The sequence below is a fragment of the Streptomyces sp. DvalAA-43 genome, assembly GCF_900091725.1.
GTDB classification, from domain to species: domain Bacteria; phylum Actinomycetota; class Actinomycetes; order Streptomycetales; family Streptomycetaceae; genus Streptomyces; species Streptomyces pulveraceus.
On record NZ_FMBW01000071.1, the window covers coordinates 374,047 to 390,316 of the forward strand.

The 16,270-nt window shown below is 72.2% G+C and carries 17 protein-coding genes; 8 read left to right on the forward strand and 9 right to left on the reverse strand.

Annotated elements, in window-relative coordinates:
* Positions 1-30: 30 nt before the first annotated feature.
* From GA0115234_RS29950 to GA0115234_RS43880, 3 genes are all read right to left on the reverse strand, one after another.
* Positions 31-1,218, reverse strand: coding sequence for a serine hydrolase domain-containing protein (locus GA0115234_RS29950; RefSeq protein ID WP_370804604.1), 1,188 nt, complete (start codon positions 1,216-1,218; stop codon positions 31-33).
* A 141-nt stretch (positions 1,219-1,359) separates the two neighbouring features.
* Complete coding sequence (locus GA0115234_RS29955) at positions 1,360-2,187, reverse strand: RNA methyltransferase (protein ID WP_093547926.1); 828 nt, start codon at positions 2,185-2,187, stop codon at positions 1,360-1,362.
* Between the two features lie 102 nt (positions 2,188-2,289).
* On the reverse strand, positions 2,290-2,424 hold the full coding sequence (locus tag GA0115234_RS43880; protein ID WP_256088854.1) for a DUF6126 family protein: 135 nt from the start codon (positions 2,422-2,424) through the stop codon (positions 2,290-2,292).
* A gap of 163 nt (positions 2,425-2,587) precedes the next feature.
* On the opposite strand from GA0115234_RS43880, the gene GA0115234_RS29960 reads away from it, so the two are divergent.
* The 3 genes from GA0115234_RS29960 to GA0115234_RS29970 all read left to right on the forward strand — a co-directional run bounded on the left by GA0115234_RS29960 (position 2,588) and on the right by GA0115234_RS29970 (position 4,929).
* Entirely contained in the window at positions 2,588-3,688 is a 1,101-nt protein-coding gene (locus GA0115234_RS29960; protein WP_093547928.1) for an LLM class flavin-dependent oxidoreductase, read from the forward strand.
* A 5-nt stretch (positions 3,689-3,693) separates the two neighbouring features.
* Complete coding sequence (locus GA0115234_RS29965; RefSeq protein ID WP_093547930.1) at positions 3,694-4,365, forward strand: FMN reductase; 672 nt, start codon at positions 3,694-3,696, stop codon at positions 4,363-4,365.
* 141 nt (positions 4,366-4,506) lie between these two features.
* Positions 4,507-4,929, forward strand: a complete 423-nt coding sequence (locus tag GA0115234_RS29970) for a universal stress protein (protein WP_093547932.1) — start codon at positions 4,507-4,509, stop codon at positions 4,927-4,929.
* 52 nt (positions 4,930-4,981) lie between these two features.
* Here GA0115234_RS29970 and GA0115234_RS29975 read toward each other — a convergent pair whose 3' ends face one another.
* Both GA0115234_RS29975 and GA0115234_RS29980 read right to left on the reverse strand, forming a co-directional pair.
* A complete protein-coding gene (locus GA0115234_RS29975; protein WP_256088855.1) occupies positions 4,982-6,166 on the reverse strand; it encodes a MerR family transcriptional regulator in 1,185 nt (394 codons plus the stop codon).
* A gap of 99 nt (positions 6,167-6,265) precedes the next feature.
* Positions 6,266-6,733, reverse strand: a complete 468-nt coding sequence (locus tag GA0115234_RS29980) for a hypothetical protein (RefSeq protein WP_237541835.1) — start codon at positions 6,731-6,733, stop codon at positions 6,266-6,268.
* Between the two features lie 119 nt (positions 6,734-6,852).
* Between GA0115234_RS29980 and GA0115234_RS29985 the strand changes: the two genes are divergently transcribed.
* From GA0115234_RS29985 to GA0115234_RS30000, 4 genes are all read left to right on the forward strand, one after another.
* Positions 6,853-7,749, forward strand: coding sequence for a hypothetical protein (locus GA0115234_RS29985; protein WP_093547934.1), 897 nt, complete (start codon positions 6,853-6,855; stop codon positions 7,747-7,749).
* Positions 7,750-7,896: 147 nt separating this feature from the next.
* Positions 7,897-8,847, forward strand: a complete 951-nt coding sequence (locus GA0115234_RS29990; RefSeq protein ID WP_093547935.1) for an NADP-dependent oxidoreductase — start codon at positions 7,897-7,899, stop codon at positions 8,845-8,847.
* Positions 8,848-8,915: 68 nt separating this feature from the next.
* Complete coding sequence (locus tag GA0115234_RS29995; protein WP_093547937.1) at positions 8,916-9,167, forward strand: DUF2630 family protein; 252 nt, start codon at positions 8,916-8,918, stop codon at positions 9,165-9,167.
* A 22-nt stretch (positions 9,168-9,189) separates the two neighbouring features.
* Entirely contained in the window at positions 9,190-11,148 is a 1,959-nt protein-coding gene (locus GA0115234_RS30000; protein ID WP_202554261.1) for an FUSC family protein, read from the forward strand.
* A gap of 54 nt (positions 11,149-11,202) precedes the next feature.
* On the opposite strand, the gene GA0115234_RS30005 is transcribed toward GA0115234_RS30000, so the two are convergent.
* Positions 11,203-11,604 carry an RNA-binding S4 domain-containing protein gene (locus tag GA0115234_RS30005; protein WP_093547939.1) on the reverse strand — a complete coding sequence of 134 codons (402 nt, stop codon included), beginning with the start codon at positions 11,602-11,604 and terminating at the stop codon, positions 11,203-11,205.
* Positions 11,605-11,886: 282 nt separating this feature from the next.
* Complete coding sequence (locus GA0115234_RS30010; protein ID WP_365608591.1) at positions 11,887-12,345, reverse strand: transposase; 459 nt, start codon at positions 12,343-12,345, stop codon at positions 11,887-11,889.
* 540 nt (positions 12,346-12,885) lie between these two features.
* Between GA0115234_RS30010 and GA0115234_RS30015 the strand changes: the two genes are divergently transcribed.
* Positions 12,886-14,364, forward strand: a complete 1,479-nt coding sequence (locus tag GA0115234_RS30015; protein WP_176729307.1) for a VWA domain-containing protein — start codon at positions 12,886-12,888, stop codon at positions 14,362-14,364.
* Here the strand turns inward: GA0115234_RS30015 and GA0115234_RS30020 are convergent.
* Both GA0115234_RS30020 and GA0115234_RS30025 read right to left on the reverse strand, forming a co-directional pair.
* Positions 14,298-15,491: a sensor histidine kinase gene (locus tag GA0115234_RS30020; protein WP_370804605.1), complete on the reverse strand. Its 1,194-nt coding sequence runs from the start codon at positions 15,489-15,491 to the stop codon at positions 14,298-14,300. The genes GA0115234_RS30015 and GA0115234_RS30020 overlap by 67 nt on opposite strands.
* A 14-nt stretch (positions 15,492-15,505) precedes the next feature.
* Positions 15,506-16,159, reverse strand: a complete 654-nt coding sequence (locus GA0115234_RS30025; protein ID WP_202554323.1) for a response regulator transcription factor — start codon at positions 16,157-16,159, stop codon at positions 15,506-15,508.
* Positions 16,160-16,270: the final 111 nt, after the last annotated feature.

The following is a 16,270-nucleotide window of genomic DNA, read 5'->3' on the forward strand; positions in this document are numbered from 1 at the left end:
CGGAGTCACCGGGGCGGCCGACCCGGCCGGTCATCCAGACCGGCGCGACCCGGCGCACAGTGCCGTGTCCACGGCGGCGTCCAGGTGCTGCGTGCCGGCGGTGGACATCGTCGCGGTCACCGCGATGTCGGCGGCGCGGCCGTCCTCGGTGACGCCGCCGCGGGTCAGATATCCCGGAATGGTGCCGCCATGGCCCCAGTACAGACCGCCGCACGACAGCGGCCGGCTCGCCAGGCCCAGCCCGTACCGGGCACCGACGCCCATGTAGGGGGCGGGGACGGTGGTACGCATCTGCGCGAGCTGCGCCGGGGCGAGGAGGCGCCCGCCGAGAAGAGCGGCGTAGAACCTGTTGAGGTCGGTGTTGGTGGAGACCATCGCACCCGCCGCCCAGGCCCAGGACGGGTCCATCTCGGTCAAGTCGAGCAGCGGCCCGTCCGGCGTCTCCCGGTCGTAACCCTTGGGATGACGCTCCTTGATGGTCATGTCCCCCTGGGCCGGGAAGTAGGTGTGGCGCAGTCCGATGCGGTCGATGACGCGCCGGGTGATCTCCTCGCCGACGGGCCGTCCGGTCACCTTCTGGATGATCAGTCCGGCAACCAGGTAGTTCGTGTTGCTGTACTTCCAGCTCGTGCCCCGCGGGAAGTCGGCCTTGTGGGCGAGTGCCCGGTCGAGGAGGTCGCGGGGCTCGAAATACTGGTACGGAGAGGCGTCATCCAGGAACTCCGTGTAGTTGGGCAGCCCGCTGGTGTGCTGGAGCAGTTCGCGGACGGTGACGGCTCGCCCGTCCGTCCCCTTCCCGCGGACCAGACCCGGCAGATAGGTGTCGACGGAGGTGTCGAGGCCGATCTTCCCCTCCCCCACGAGCTGCAGCACGACCACCGCCGTGAACGCCTTCGTGTTGCTGCCGATCCGCACCTGCCCGTCGACGGGCACCTTTGCCTTGGTGGCCCTGTCGCCCACACCCGCGGTGTAGTTACGGCTCCGGCCGTCGAGACCCTTCACGCCGGCCAGCGCGCCCGGCACCCCGTCATCGCGCACCAGCGCGTCCAGGCTCTGCCGGACGCTGTCCGGCCGGGGCGCGGCGTGGGCCGCGGGCGGCGCCGGCACACCGGCCAGCATGACGCCGGCGGCCACGGCGACCCCGGCCGACACCGCTCTGCGCCGCCCGTCGGACTGCCGCCGGAGGAACGGGATACGGTGCCGCGTCTGCTCGTTCACGAAACAACTCCTGGGAGATCGCCGGGAAACCATTTCCTTGCGCTGCGCCCAGCTTCTCCGGGCACAGCCGCGAAGGGGATCCGGCTGCCCGGCCGTTCCGGGGTAGGGCTGACCGAACCCTCGCCCCGGGCCCCAGGGGCGCTATCGCTTCGCGGTGATGCGTTGCCGGTGTGCCTCGTAGAGCACGGCGGTCGCGGCGTTGGCGGCGTTGAGGGAACTCGCGGAGCCGGTCATCGGGATGCTGACCGTGTGGTCGCACAGCTCCCGCCAGGCGTTGCTCAGCCCGGACGTCTCGTTGCCGATCAGCAGCAGCACCGGCTGGGTGAAGTCGAAGTCGAAGACGTCGCAGTCCCCCTTCTCGTCGGTGGCGACCAGAACGATCGGCTGCCCCGCGGCCCGCCGCTCCTCGACCCAGGCCCTCACATGGCCGGGCGACGGCACGCGCACGGTCGGCAGGGCGAAGAGCGAACCCGTGCTGGCGCGTACGGACTTGGGGTCGTACACATCGGCGGCGTGTCCCGAGACGATGAGTCCGTGCGCGCCGAAGGCGTCCGCGGACCGGATGATGCTGCCGACGTTCCCCGGGCTCGTCGGCCGGTCGAACATGACGCCCAGGAAGTCGTGGTCGGCCCTGATCCGGCCGAGATCGTCGGGCGGTGTCCCGACCACGGCGACGAGCTCCGGCGCGCTGCCGTCCTTCTCCCCGAGGTCCGCCAGCAGCTCGGGCGCCATGGCGATCCGCTCGGCGTCCACGGTGCGCAGCAGATCCTGCGCCCACCGGGACAACGTCCTTTCGCCGTCGTGGATCAGCGCCCTGACGGGCCAGCCGTACTCCACCGCCAACGAGATCGGGCGCACGCCCTGCACCAGGAACTCCCCTGCCCGCGACCGCTTGTTCCGGTTGCCGAGGAGTGATTCCCATTGCTGGAAGCGGGCGTTGCGTGCGGTGATCCGCTGGAGCGCCGGCACCTGTCCTCCGAAGTGAGCGTCATGGGTGATGCGCTCCCAACCTAAGGGGTCCGCACCGGGGACCGGGCCGCGTCCTCCCCGGACGCCCCGCTCCGGCCGTCGCTACTTCTTGGCGTGCTCGCCGACGTAGAACAGGATCCAGATGAAGCCCGCGAAGAGATGCGTGGCGAAGACATAGACGAAGACGCGCAGGGCGACGCCGCGCTCCTTCCAGCGCTCGCTCTCGCCGCCGCTCACTGTCCGCCTCCGTCGAAGGCGCGGTCCGTGGCCGGTCCGCGCGTCCCGTCCAGGGTACGCACCGGCCCGGGGACCCCCGTGGAATAGGCCAGGGGGGTGCTCCGTTGTAGGGTGTGCTCACATAGTTCAATGTTCAACCAAACTAGGTTTCTGGAGGCGGGCCATGGAGTTCGGCATCTTCACCGTCGGAGACGTCACCACCGACCCGACGACCGGCAGGACACCCAGCGAGAACGAGCGGATCAAGGCCACGCTCGCCATCGCCCAGAAGGCGGAGGAGGTCGGTCTCGACGTCTTCGCGACCGGCGAGCACCACAACCCGCCGTTCGTCCCGTCCTCGCCGACGACCACGCTCGGTTACATCGCCGCCCGCACCGAGAACCTGATCCTGTCCACGTCCACGACGCTGATCACCACCAACGACCCGGTGAAGATCGCCGAGGACTACGCGACGCTCCAGCACCTCGCGGACGGCCGTGTCGACCTGATGATGGGGCGCGGCAACACCGGTCCTGTCTACCCGTGGTTCGGCAAGGACATCCGGCAGGGCATCCCGCTCGCCATCGAGAACTACGCGCTGCTGCACAAGCTGTGGCGCGAGGACGTCGTGGACTGGGAGGGCAAGTTCCGTACGCCCCTGCAGTCCTTCACCGCGACCCCGCGCCCGCTGGACGGCGTCCCGCCGTTCGTCTGGCACGGCTCGATCCGCTCGCCGGAGATCGCCGAGCAGGCCGCGTACTACGGCGACGGCTTCTTCCACAACAACATCTTCTGGCCCATCGAGCACACCCGGAAGATGGTGAGCCTGTACCGGCAGCGGTACGCGCACTACGGGCACGGCACCGCCGAGCAGGCCATCGTCGGCCTCGGCGGCCAGGTGTTCATGCGGAAGAACTCGCAGGACGCGGTACGGGAATTCCGCCCGTACTTCGACAACGCGCCGGTCTACGGTCACGGGCCCTCGATGGAGGACTTCACCCGGCAGACGCCGCTGACCGTCGGCTCGCCGCAGGAGGTCATCGAGCGGACCCTGTCCTTCCGGGACGCCGTCGGTGACTACCAGCGCCAGCTGTTCCTGATGGACCACGCCGGGCTGCCGCTGAAGACGGTCCTGGAGCAGCTCGACATCCTCGGCGAGGAGGTCGTCCCGGTGCTGCGCAAGGAGTTCGCCAACCTGCGTCCGGCCGGGGTCCCGGACTCCGCACCCGTCCACCCGGCCGTCGCGGCCGCCCGCGCCGCCACTGCCGCCCCGAAGGAGGTCTGACCACCGTGTCCACCACGTCCGGCGTATTCGCCACCGAGCCCGTGCGCGTCGTCGCCGTATCGGCCGGGCTGAGCAGCCCGTCCTCGACCCGGCTGCTGGCCGAGCGGCTGGCCGGTGCCGCCCGTGAGCGGCTGCTGGCCGAGCAGGACCGCCCGGTCGAGGTCCGGGTGATCGAGCTGCGCGACCTGGCCGTCGACATCGCCAACCACCTGGTCACCGGGTTCCCGCCGGCCACCCTGGACACGGCGATCAAGGAGGTGGCGGAGGCGGACGGGCTGATCGCCGTCTCGCCCGTGTTCACCGCCTCGTACAGCGGACTGTTCAAGTCGTTCTTCGACCTGATCGACAACACCGCGCTGACCGGCAAGCCCGTCGTCATCGCGGCGACCGGCGGCACCGCCCGCCACTCGCTGGTCCTGGAACACGCGATGCGCCCGCTCTTCGCCTACCTGCGGGCCACCGTCGTACCGACGTCCGTGTACGCGGCGTCGGAGGACTGGGGCTCGTCCGGCGACGAGTACACCGACGGCCTGCCGTCCCGCGTCCGGCGGGCGGGCGGCGAGCTCGCGGCCATGATCACGGGCGGCCGGGCGGTCTCCGGGGCGCCGAGGACGCTCGGGCTCGACGACGAGGTGGTGCCGTTCGAGCAGCAGCTCGCCGACCTCCGCCTGGACTGAGCGCCCCACCCCCGGGGGCCGCGGGACCCACCTCCGGAAGCCTTGTACCGGTTTGATTAGAGTTGGAACGAAAGGTGCGTCGTACGGGCTCGCCCCGTACGACGCGTCCGCGCACTGAGCCGAACCGAGCTGGAGGCAGTGATGGGCAGGATCGTGGTGGGCGTCGACGGATCCGAGTCGTCGGTCAAGGCGCTGCACTGGGCCGTACGCCAGGGAGAGCTGACCGGTGACACGGTGGAGGCCGTCAACAGCTGGGAGTACCCGGCGACGAGCTGGGCGTCGATGATGCCCGGCATGCCGGAGGACTTCGACCCGCAGGCCCTGGCGACCGTGGCCCTCACCGAGACGCTGGAGGAGGCCCTGGGCGCCCAGGGTGCGGCGGCGGTCAGCAAGGTCGTGGTGATCGGCAACCCGGCCCAGTCCCTGCTGGACCGCGCCGAGGGGGCCAACCTCCTCGTGGTGGGCGCGCGCGGCTACAGCGGCCTCAAGGCGACCGTGCTCGGCTCGGTCAGCCTCCACGTCACCCAGCACGCACCGTGCCCGGTGACGGTCGTACGCGGCTGACGGCGGACGGGGCGGGCCTTCACGACCAGGTGCGGGCCCGCCCCCGCCCGTGTCACAGGGACACGACGTCCGCGACCACGCAGGACACGTCGTCCGGACCACCCGCGGCCACGGCCAGGGCGATCAGCTCCCGCACGGCCGTACCGGGCCCGTCCGCCCCGGCCAGCACCCGGGCCGTCTCCGCGCCGCCGACGACCGCCGAGAGGCCGTCCGAGCAGAGCAGATAGCGGTCGCCTGGCCGGACCTCCTGGAGCCGCACATCGGGCGTCCGAAGCCGCGCATCGGGTGCCTGGAGCCGCTCGTCGGGTGCCTGGAGCCGCTCGTCGGGCGTCGGCACCGCCGACCCGCCGTCGTCCCCGCCCACCAGGGCCCTGAGCAGCAGCGCGCGCTGCGGGTGCGAGGACGCCTCGGCCTCGGTCAGCGAGCCGTCGTCGATCATCGACTGGACGGCGCTGTGGTCGTGGGTGATCCGGAACAGCCCGCCGTCGCGCAGCAGATGGGCCCGCGAGTCCCCGATGTGCACCAGCCCCAGCTGCGCCCCGTTCCACACCATCGCGGTCAGCGTCGTCCCGGAGCCCTCCGGCTCGCCGTCCGCCCCGCTCCCGGCGACCGCGTCCCGCACCGCACGCACGGCCCGCTCCGCCGCGTCCTCCAGGACGTTCAGGAGCCCCGCCGCACCCGCCGCCCCGAGCGCCACCGGCTTCAGCGCGTCGATCGCCGCCGCGCTCGCCCCGGCCCCGCCCGCCCCGAACCCGTCGGCGACGGCCAGCAGCCGGGCCCCCGCGTACGCCGCGTCCTGGTTGCGCTCCCGGACCGCGCCCCGCACGGACCGCGCCGCGTACCGGATGCCCAGCGTCCCCACCGGACCCAGCGTCCCCACCGCCTCCCGCGCCGACAGATGGTCGGCCAGGAAGGCCGCCAGGTCCCGCCGGGCCGCCGTCTCGGCCTCCACCTGAGCCCAGTAGTCCCTGATCGACGCGGCGGCCGCACCCGGGTCCCCGAGGGCGACCACCTCCTTGATCCGGTTCAGCGGCATGCCGATCCGGCGCAGCCAGGCCACCAGCCTGGCCGTCTCCACCTGCTCCTCGGCGTAGTACCGGTAGCCGTTCACCGGATCGACCAGGGCCGGCGGGAGCAGACCCAGTTCGTCGTAGCGGCGCAGTGCCTTCGCGGACAGCCTGCACAGCCGGGCGAACGTCCCGATCGTCACCCACGAGCCGCTCTCCTCGCGCCCCACCCCGTACCTCCTCGCGCCGAACGCCGAAAGGGAAGCCCCAGCATCACCGATGCTGGGGCTTCCCCCACGGAGAAGGTCGAGCGGGACCCGGCGCGCGGCTCACGCCTTCCTGTCGGAGACGGTGCGCGGCTCACGCCTCCCGGTGCCAGGGACGGGGTACGTCCTCTCGTGCGTGTAGAAGATGTAGAACGTGGTGATGAACATGCCGAGGCCGACCGCCAGCCCCAGCGCCGAGGACCGCAGCACGCTCGAATCGGTCAGCCCGACCAGCAGGCCGATCGCCGCGGCGGTCAGCGCGCCGTAGGCCGCCGCCCGCACCAGGGGCAGCATGCGGTGCTGGATCCGGCCCAGCGCGAAGCAGAGGACGGCGAGCACCACCGCGGTGATCAGGCCGTACCAGAACTGCCGGAAGCCGCTCGCGCCGTTGTTCCTCAGGACGAACGAGGCGTAGAGGCCGTACACCGCGCCCAGCGTGACGGGGATCGCCCAGGAGAGTGCGCTGTGCCCGTGTGCGCGTGCCCTCGGCCCGGACCGTCCGCGGGCCGGCATTGCTGCGTGTGTGGACATGGCGGAGTTCTCCTTCCGTGGCTGCTTCACCTCCCAGGGCACACCCGGCGGCGGCACCCGGCAACTCGGATGGCGTACGGCCCGGGGCGCGCCGCCCGTCCGCGGGATTCCCTGGGAGGGTGCGGACGTATCTCTCGGCAGGTCTCTCGGCGGTACTGGTGGTGCTGCTCGCCGTCCTCGTCCCGGTCGGCGCGCTGTCCGCCTGGGTGGATCTGGAGATCGACAACACGGACCGCTACGTCGACGCGGTGGCCCCGCTCGCCGCCGACCCCGATGTGCGGAGCACCGTCACCGACCTCATCACCGACGGGGCGATGAAACAGATCGACGCCGGGCCGCTCCAGGACACCGTGCGGGACTTCCTGCGTCAGGCGGTGCTGTCCTTCACCACCACCGGCGCCTTCCAGGACGCGTGGAACGCCGCCAACCGCACCGCCCACGAGGCCGTCACCGCCGCCCTGGACGGCAACACCGGCGAGGCCGTGACCATCGACCTGGCACCCGTGACCGAGCGGGTCAAACAGAACCTGGAGGAGAACGGGGTGCCGTTCGCCGACCGGATCCCGGTCCAGCACACCGACATCACGCTGATCTCCGCCGACCGTGCCGACCAGCTGCGCCAGACCTTCCGCCTGCTGCGGACCGGCAGCATCTGGCCCGCCGTGGGCACGGTGGTGGTCGCCGTCCTGGCCGTGGTCGTGGCCTGGGCGCGCGGCGGCGGCCCGGGACACCGCCGCTCCGGGCTCGCCGCGCTCTCCGCCACCGCCGTGACCGGGCTCGGCTTCGCCCTGGGGGCGCTCGTGCTGCGCGCGGTGCTCGCGTTCGCCCGCGACCGGGTGCTGTCCGAGGTGCCGGACAGCGAGACGGCGGGGGCGGCGGCGGTGTACGACGCGCTGACGGGCTCGCTGCGCACCACGGTGTGGACGGTGTTCGCCGTGGGGCTCGCGGTGGCGGTGTGCGCGGTGCTGCTGCGGCTGCGGGCGGCCCGGGGACGGCCCGTACCGGGCCCGGAATGACCCGGGGACGGCCCGTACACCGGACCCGGGTGACCCCGGACGGCGCCGCACGACCGGGCCGCGCGGGCTCGACGTGCGGCGGCGGACGGGCCGGGGAAGAGTGGGATGCGTGACTGCCGGACCGGGGGCGACTGAGAGGTCTTCCGCATGCGAGCCATAGCCGTCGGCGCGTTCCGGGCCGACCCCGCACTGGTGGAGATACCCAAGCCCGAGCCGGAAGCCGGAGAGGTACGGGTCAGGATCGAGTACGCCGCGCTCAACCCGACGGACTGGCAGACCGCGCAGGGGGCCCCGGACGACGGACCGGCACCGCGCGTGTTCCCGGTGGTCATCGGCGTGGACTTCGCGGGCCGGGTGGACATGATCGGCAGCGGCGAGAACCGTTTCCGGGTCGGCGACCAGGTCTTCGGCCGGGTCGCCCGACCGAACGCGACCGGGTGCGGCACGTACTGCGACTACGTGTCCGTGCCCCAGGACTCCGCCATCACCGTCGTCCCGCCCGGCCTCCCCCTCCGGGCCGCGGCCGCGCTGCCCTCCGCCGGGATGACGGCCGCCCAGATCCTGGAGACCGCGGTGGTCCGCGGCCACGAGAGCCTGCTGGTCATCGGTGCGGCGGGCGGCGTCGGCAGCTATCTGACCCAGCTCGCCTCGGCCCGCGACATCCGTGTGATCGCCGCCGTGCGCGGCGACGAGCACCGGCGGATGACGGAGCTGGGCGCCGCCGTCACCCTCGACCTCACCGACCGCCCGCTCGAAGCGGCGGTACGGGAGCGCTGCCCGGACGGCGTCGACGCCGTGGTCGACCTGGTCTCCACCGACCCGGACGCCTTCGCCGCCCACGCCGAGCTGGTCCGCCCCGGCGGCATCGCCCTCACCACCCGGGGCGTCGCCGCCGAAGCCGCCCTGCCCGCGGACGTGACCGGCATCGACTTCCGGCTCGAACCCACCCCGGTCCTGCTCGACGTGCTGGCCGCGGGCGCCGCCGAGGGCGTACTGCGGGTGCCCATCGACATCGAACTCCCGCTGGAGAAGGCCCCGCAGGCCCTCGACCGGAACCGGACGGGCGGCGCACGCGGCAAGACCGTCATCGTGCTCTGAGCCCCCGGCGCCCCGTGCGGCGGTCCCCGCTCCGAAGAACCCGAAGAACCCGAAGGAGACGAGACGTCATGGACGACCGGGAACACGCCATCATCGACGACATCGGCGGGCTCATCTCCGAGGAACGGGGCCTGCGCGACCGCTCCACCCGGGAAATGGGCCTGAGCGCGGACGAGAAGGCACGGCTGCGTACCGTTGAGGTACGGCTCGACCAGTGCTGGGACCTGCTGCGACAGCGCCGCGCGCTGAGCGAGTTCGGCGAGGATCCGGCCGCGGCGAAGGTCCGGCCCGCCGAAGAGGTCGAGGGCTACCGCAGCTGAACGTACGACTCAGGGGGACGCGTTGACCGGCACGGAGGCCGCATCCGGACGGCGGCGGGCGGCACCGCCCCCCTGGCTGCTGAGCGGACTGCGCCCGCAGTCGTCCACGCCCATCGCCTGGGCGGCGGTCGTCCGCGCCGCCGTCTCCCTGGCCGTACCGCTCGCCGTCGGCTTCGCGCTGGACCGGCCCGCGTACGGCGCGCTCGTCTCCATGGGCGCGCTCTCCGGCGTCATCGGCGACACCGCCGACGCCTACCGGATGCGCATCCTCAACATCGCCGTACCGCAGCTCTTCGGCGCGCTCGGCATCATGCTCGGCACCCTGGTGTACGGGACCGGCTGGGCGGCCGTCGCCGCGCTGACCCTGGTCGGCCTGGTCTCCGGAATGATGTCGACGATCGGCGCCGTCGCCTCCGTGTCCGGACTGCTGCTCCTGCTCAACGCGGTGGTCGGCGCCGGGCTCCCGATGCCGCAGCCCTGGTGGGTGGCGCCGCTGCTGCTCACCGTCGGCGGCCTCTTCGTCCTCGCCCTGACCCTGCTGGCCTGGCCGCTGCGCCGGAAGCTCCCGGAGCGGGTCGCGGTCGCGGGCACCTATCTCGCGGTCGCCGACCTGCTCGCCGCCGCGGGCAGCGACGCGTACGAGGAGCGGCGCCACACCGTCACCCAGTCCCTCAACGCGTCCTACGACCTGATCCTGGCCCGCCGGGCCCGCTACCACGGCCGCAGCAACGCCATGGTGCGGCTGCTCGCCCAGCTCAACGTGGTCATCCCGCTCGTCGAGGCGGCCCCCGCCGTCCATGTGCGCCGGCTCACCCTCCCGGACGAGATCCCGGCGGCGGTGCGCGAACTGGCCGCCGCCGTCGAGGAGAGCCGCACCGGCGGCCCCGAACTCACCCTGCCCGCACCGGACTCGCCCGCCACCCGGGCGGTGGACAGCGCCCTGCGGCACGCGGCGGTCGTCGTGCACGAGGCCGACCCCGACCCGTACAACGTCGACGACCGGCTCGGCCGGCCCGCCGTCCTCGGGGTACGGATCCGGCGGGCCGCCCGCGACGTACTGCTCTCCGGGGCCTCGTGGCGGTACGGGCTGCGGCTGGCCCTCTGCATCGGGCTGGCGCAGGCGCTGACCTCGCTGATCCCGGTGCCGCGCTCCTACTGGGTCGCGCTGACCGTCACCTTCGTCCTCAAACCGGACTTCGGTTCGGTGTTCTCCCGGGCCGTGCTGCGTTCGGTGGGCACCGCGGCCGGTCTCGTGATCGCCGCGCCGGTGCTCGCGGCGGTACCGATCGGCTGGTGGGACGTGCCGGTGATGGTGGTGCTCGCCGCGCTGATCCCGGCGCTCACCGCGAAGGGCTACGCCTTCCAGACCGCGGCCATCACCCCGGTCATCCTGCTCCTGTCCGACCTGCTGAACCACCAGGGCTTCCATCTGGTCTGGCCGCGCTTCCTGGACAGCCTGATCGGCTGCGCGATCGTGCTGGTGGCGGGCTATCTGCTGTGGCCGGAGAGCTGGCACGTACGGATCGGCCACCGGCTCGCGGACGCGGTGACGGACATCGCCGACTACGTGGCGTACGCCTTCGATCCGGGCCGCTCCGGCGACCACGCGGAACGGGTGCGGGCCCGGCGCCGGATCTACCGCGACCTGTCGGTCGTACGCTCCGAATTCCAGCGCGCCCTGACGGAACCGCCCCCGGTCGGCACCCGGGCCGCGGCCTGGTGGCCGCTGGTCGTCGCGGTCGAACGCATCGTGGACGCGACGACGGCGGCCCGGGTCCGGGTCAATCACGGAGCACCCGAGCCGCCACCGGGCGAGGTCGCGGAGGTCCGGCGGCAGCTGCGGGAGCTGGCCGACGGGATCCGGACGAGCGAGGTCCTGGTGGGGGTGCGCACCGAGCTCCCGGGCGACGAGGAGGGCGTACTGGCTCCGCTGCGCCAGGAGGTGGCGGCGGCCAGGGCGATCGCGTCGCCCCAGCCGTAGCCGTGGCTGGGGCTGGGGCTGGGCTGTAGCGGGGGCAGTCGGTCCGCCCGGCCGTCACTCCGTGGGGCCGGGTCCCCGCAACCGCTCCATCTCGCGCCGGTCCCGCTTCGTCGGACGGCCCGCGCCCCGGTCCCGTACCGGAACCTGGACCGCCGCCTCGCGCGGCGGGGGCGGCGGGCTGTTGTCGATGAAGCACTCCGCCGCGACCGGCGGGCCGACCCTCTTCTTGACGATCTTCGACACGACCACGATCCGGTCGCGGCCGGCGTGCCGGAGCCGTACCTCGTCGCCGACGCGCAGCGCCTGGGCGGGCTTGGCGCGCTCACCGGCGACCTTCACATGACCCGCGCGGCAGGCGGCGGCCGCCTGCGCACGCGTCTTCGTCAGCCGGACCGACCAGATCCAGACGTCGACCCGAACGCTGCCCTCCGCCTGCGGCGCCTCACCGGAAACCATGCCTCCGACTGTAGGCCCTGTCCGGCGGACGCAAAGCCTGTCCGGCGGATGCGGGGCCGGTGCGGCGGGTGCAGGGCCTGTGCGGCGGATCAGCCGAGGTCGCTGATCACTTCCGACATGTTTTGACCTCCTCCCCCACACTCGCATGTGGGGGATTCTCTCCCTGGCGTCCATGTGTGCGGCTCGCCTTGAGTCGGGTTCCTGGTTCCTCCCCACCCGAGTGGGGATTTCGCGCTCTGCCGGAACAAGCCCGGTCTCACATGCGCTCCGCAGGCGTTCACCTCACGCGTTACCTGGCGAGGGCCCCCGGTCCGGGGGTGGACGGCGCTGTCTGCTGGGCCGCCGCCCTGATACGGCGGCCTTCGAGCTTGATGTTCTGGGAAGACGCAGCTTCCCGGACGCAGTGATCACCCACCGCGCGTTCGCCGTGAACCGGACCGCCTGTCGGCTGTCCCGCTTCGATTTGAACCGGGGCTCGGCGATCTTCGGACCTTTGCGCGTACCCTTCAGCGACGCGAAAAAGTTGGCATACGCAGCGTCCAAGTCCCGCAAGGACTGTTGCAGCACCACAGCAGACACATCACTAAGCCAGCCGCGCTCGACGGTCCTCTTCGCCTCAGTGATGAACTGCTTCGACAACTCCGCCGACTTCGGAAATGGTTCACCCGAAGCGAAGGCATCCCGCCGCACCCGCAGACAGTCATTCCACACCACCCGCGCACAGCCGAAAGCCCGGGACACACGACGCGTTGTCCCGGCGTCGGCTCCATACGAAAGGAGGAGCGAAGCTGCACGCAGCCGACCATATGACCACCACCGCCCATAAGCACGGAACGATCAGAACTGACATACGTTGACCGTCAGTTATTCATATCCGCACCATCGGCGTGAACGGATGTCTTTCGGTATCCCGCTGTCATACACATCAGGCGACTCTTCCATTTTCACGCCCCACGCTGCTCACGGCAGAACTGTGCTGATTCCCAAGCAGACAAAATGTACGGACATCGATGTCCGTCCGCACCTCCACACGACCGGCCACCCACGCCAGCGACGCAACTCGGGACCCAGCGCGCACAACATGTGCCGACGCACATCAGGCCCGCACCACATGCGCACAGGACTCGTTCACGGCTCGGTTGTGGCTCAGTTCCCCCATGGGCGGGCCGCGCCACCGAAGGGCCGGATCCGGCCGCTAACCTTACGTATCCGCCCTGGCCAGGGATCAATTTCCGCAGGTCGGACATTTCTCGCACCCAACTCACGCGAAAGGCCTCGCCCATGGGCATTCGGAGCTTGCTGCGCAAGGTGTTCGGCCGCGACCGCGCGGAGCAGGACGCGCCGACGGCCACGGTCCCGCCCCAGACCGAACGCACCGCTCCCGCGGAGTCGGAGCCGGCCACCGCGACGGAGACGGCGACGGCGGACGAGCCGGCCGCGGAGCCGGCCCCGGTGCGCGAAACCGCCCCGGCCACCAAGGTTTCGGTCCCGGCCCCCGCCTCGCCCCGGTCCGGCGACGACAGCGGCCTGGCCTCGGACCTGGTGGCGGCCGCCTTCGACAAGGCGGCCCTCTCCACGGTCCCGTCGCAGGGTTCGGCCCGGAAGCCGGAATCGACGGAGACCACCGCGAAGCCGGAGCCGGTGGAGGAGCCGGTGAAGGAGCCGGTGAAGGCCGTCACGGAGCCGGAGCCGGAGTCGAAGCCGGTGGAGGAGTCGAAGCCGGAGCCGGTGGCCGAAGCGGAGCCGGAGCCGTTCAAGCCCGAGGCCGAGCCCGAGGCAAAGGCCGAGCCCGAAGCCAAGGCCGAAACCCCCGCCGAACCGGAATCGGAACCTGAGCCCGAGCCCGTCGCCATCACCGAGCCCGAGCCCGAGCCGGTCAAGGCCGAGGTCAAGGCCAAGGTCAAGGCCGACACCGAGACCCAGCCCCAGCCCCAGCCCGAGCCCGAGGCGCACGTAGAGGCCACCCCCGAGCCGGAGCCCGCTCCCGCCGTGGAGCCCGCTCAGGAGTCCACCCCCGAACCGGTCGCCGAACGGGTGGCCGAAACCACCCCCGCTTCCGCCCCCGCCCCGAAGCCCGCCCTCACCCTCGCCAAGGTCAAGTCGCGCGCCCCCGGGCTCGTCGACGCGTACAAGGCGGCCCAGGCCGGGCTGAAGGCGCACGGGCTGACCGGGCTGCGCGCCACCGTCTACCTGGTCCTCGACCGCTCCGGCTCCATGCGGCCGTTCTACAAGGACGGCAGCGCCCAGCACCTGGGCGACCGCACCGTGGCGCTCGCCGCGCACCTGGACGAGACCGCGACCGTCCCCGTCGTCTTCTTCTCGACGGAGATCGACGGCATCGGCACGGTCGGCCTCGCCGACCACGAGGGCCGGATCGACGAGCTGAACGCGGGCCTCGGCCGCCTCGGCCGTACGAACTACCAGTGCGCCGTCGAAGAGGTCGTCGCGCACCACGAGAAGTCGGGGGCGACCGGCCCCGCCCTGGTGATCTTCCAGACGGACGGCCCGCCGGACGCCAAGCAGGCCGCCAGGCAGGCACTGGCCGACGCGGCGCGGCTGCCGCTGTTCTTCCAGTTCGTCGCGTTCGGCGAGGAGGACGCCAAGGGCTTCGACTTCCTGCGCAAGCTGGACGCCCCGAACGCCGGGTTCTTCCACGCGGGCCCCGCGCCGAAGGAGGTCGCGGACGCCGCGTTCTACCGCGAGGTCCTCGCCGCGCTCCCCGCCTGGATCGCGGCCCGCGACACCGAGGCCGGCGCCTGATCCACCGGCACCCGTACGGTCACGGCGAGCCCGCCCCCGGGGCCCGGCACCGCCGTGACCGTACCGCCGTGCGCGACGGCGATGGAGCGCACGATCGAGAGGCCGAGCCCCGAACCCCGCCCCATCCGGTCCTTGCCCTCGCCCCGCCGGAACGGCTCGAACAGTCCGGGGATGTCCGAGGCGTCCACCACGGGCCCGGTGTTGCGCACCTCCAGCAGCGCCCCGCCGCCGGCCGTCACCAGTGACACGTCCACCGTCCCGTCCGGCACGTTGTACGTGACGGCGTTGGCCAGCAGATTCGCCACCAGCTGCGCGAGCAGCATCCGGTTCCCCCGCACCGTGCAGAAATGGGTGTCGGCCCGCACGCCCGGGTGCCGGGCCGCCTCCTCCGCCACCACCTGCGCGAGATCCACCGTCTCCCGCTCGCCCTCGGCGAGCCCGCGCTCGCTGCGCGCCAGGACCAGCAGCCCCTCTATCAGCCGCTCGCTTCGCCGGTTGTTGTCCAGGAGCGTCTGCCGGGTCCGTACGAGATCGTCCGGCGTCGGGTCGTCCAGACCGATCTGGATCGCGGCCCGCTGGGTGGCGAGCGGGGTCCGCAGCTCGTGGGAGGCGTTGGCGATGAACCTGCGCTGACTGTCGAACGCCTTCTCCAGCCGGGCCAGCAGCGCGTCGAGCGTGTCGCCGAGCTCCTTCAGCTCGTCGTCGGGGCCGCTGGACGCGATCCGCTCGTGCAGATTGTGTTCGGAGAGCCGGCGCGCCTTGGCGGTCATGGCGTGGACCGGCCGCAGCACCCGCCCCGCGGTCCACCAGCCCACGGCGACCGCGCAGGCCGTCATCACGAGCAGTGCCGCCACCGACCAGATCAGCAGCTGGTGCCCGGCCGCGTCGCTGACGTTGTCGGTGAGGTCGTAGACGGTGGGCGGTCCGAGGCTCCGCCGGGTGATCATCGGGCCGTTCACCGCGTAACCGGGCTGGACGACGGCCGCCGTGCGGGCGATGTCGCGCGCCTGGGAGTCCGTACCGGCGCGGGAGGCGAGATTGACGGTGGCGAGCAGCGCCGTACCGAGGATCAGGAACACTCCGCCGTACACGAGGGCGATCCGGGTCCGGATCCTGGAGTGCGGCACCTGGGCCCGGCGCCTCACAGGGCGTACCCCACGCCCTGCACCGTACGGATCAGCGCAGGTTCGCCGAGCTTCCCGCGGAGCTTGCTCATGCAGACCCGCACCGCGCCGGTGAAGGGATCGGCGTTGGCGTCCCAGGCCCGCTCCAGGAGCTCCTCGGCGCTGACCGTGCCGCCGTCGGCCTCCAGCAGCAGCTGGAGCACGGTGAACTCCTTCGGCGAGAGGTCCAGCTCCCGCCCGTCCCGCGAGGCGGTGCGCCGTACGGTGTCGAGCCGGATGCCGTGCCGTTCCAGCTGCGGCGGTACGGGGCGGGCGCTGCGCCGCCGCAGTGCCCGGACCCGCGAGACCAGCTCGGGGAACTCGAACGGCTTGCCCAGGTAGTCGTCGGCGCCGAGGTCGAGCCCGGCGACCCGGTCCTCCATGGAACCGGCGGCGGTGAGCATCAGGATCCTGGTCCGGGAGCCGGAGGCGACGAGCCCGCGCGCCACGTCGTCGCCGTGCACCCGGGGCAGGTCGCGGTCGAGGACGACGACGTCGTAGTCGTGCAGCCCCAGGTAGGCGAGGGCGGCGTCGCCGCTGTACACCGTGTCGACGGCGAAACCGGCCCGCCGCAGCCCGGTGGCGACCAGCTCCGCCAGGATCTCCTCGTCCTCGGCGACCAGTACCCGCATCGTGATGTCCCCTGCCTCGTCCACGCGTGTCCACTCCCTCCCAGGATGCGTCTTTGCTACCGGAAGGGATGTTTCGCAAAGGTCTCCGGGTCCGGAGCCGCGTTTATCGGT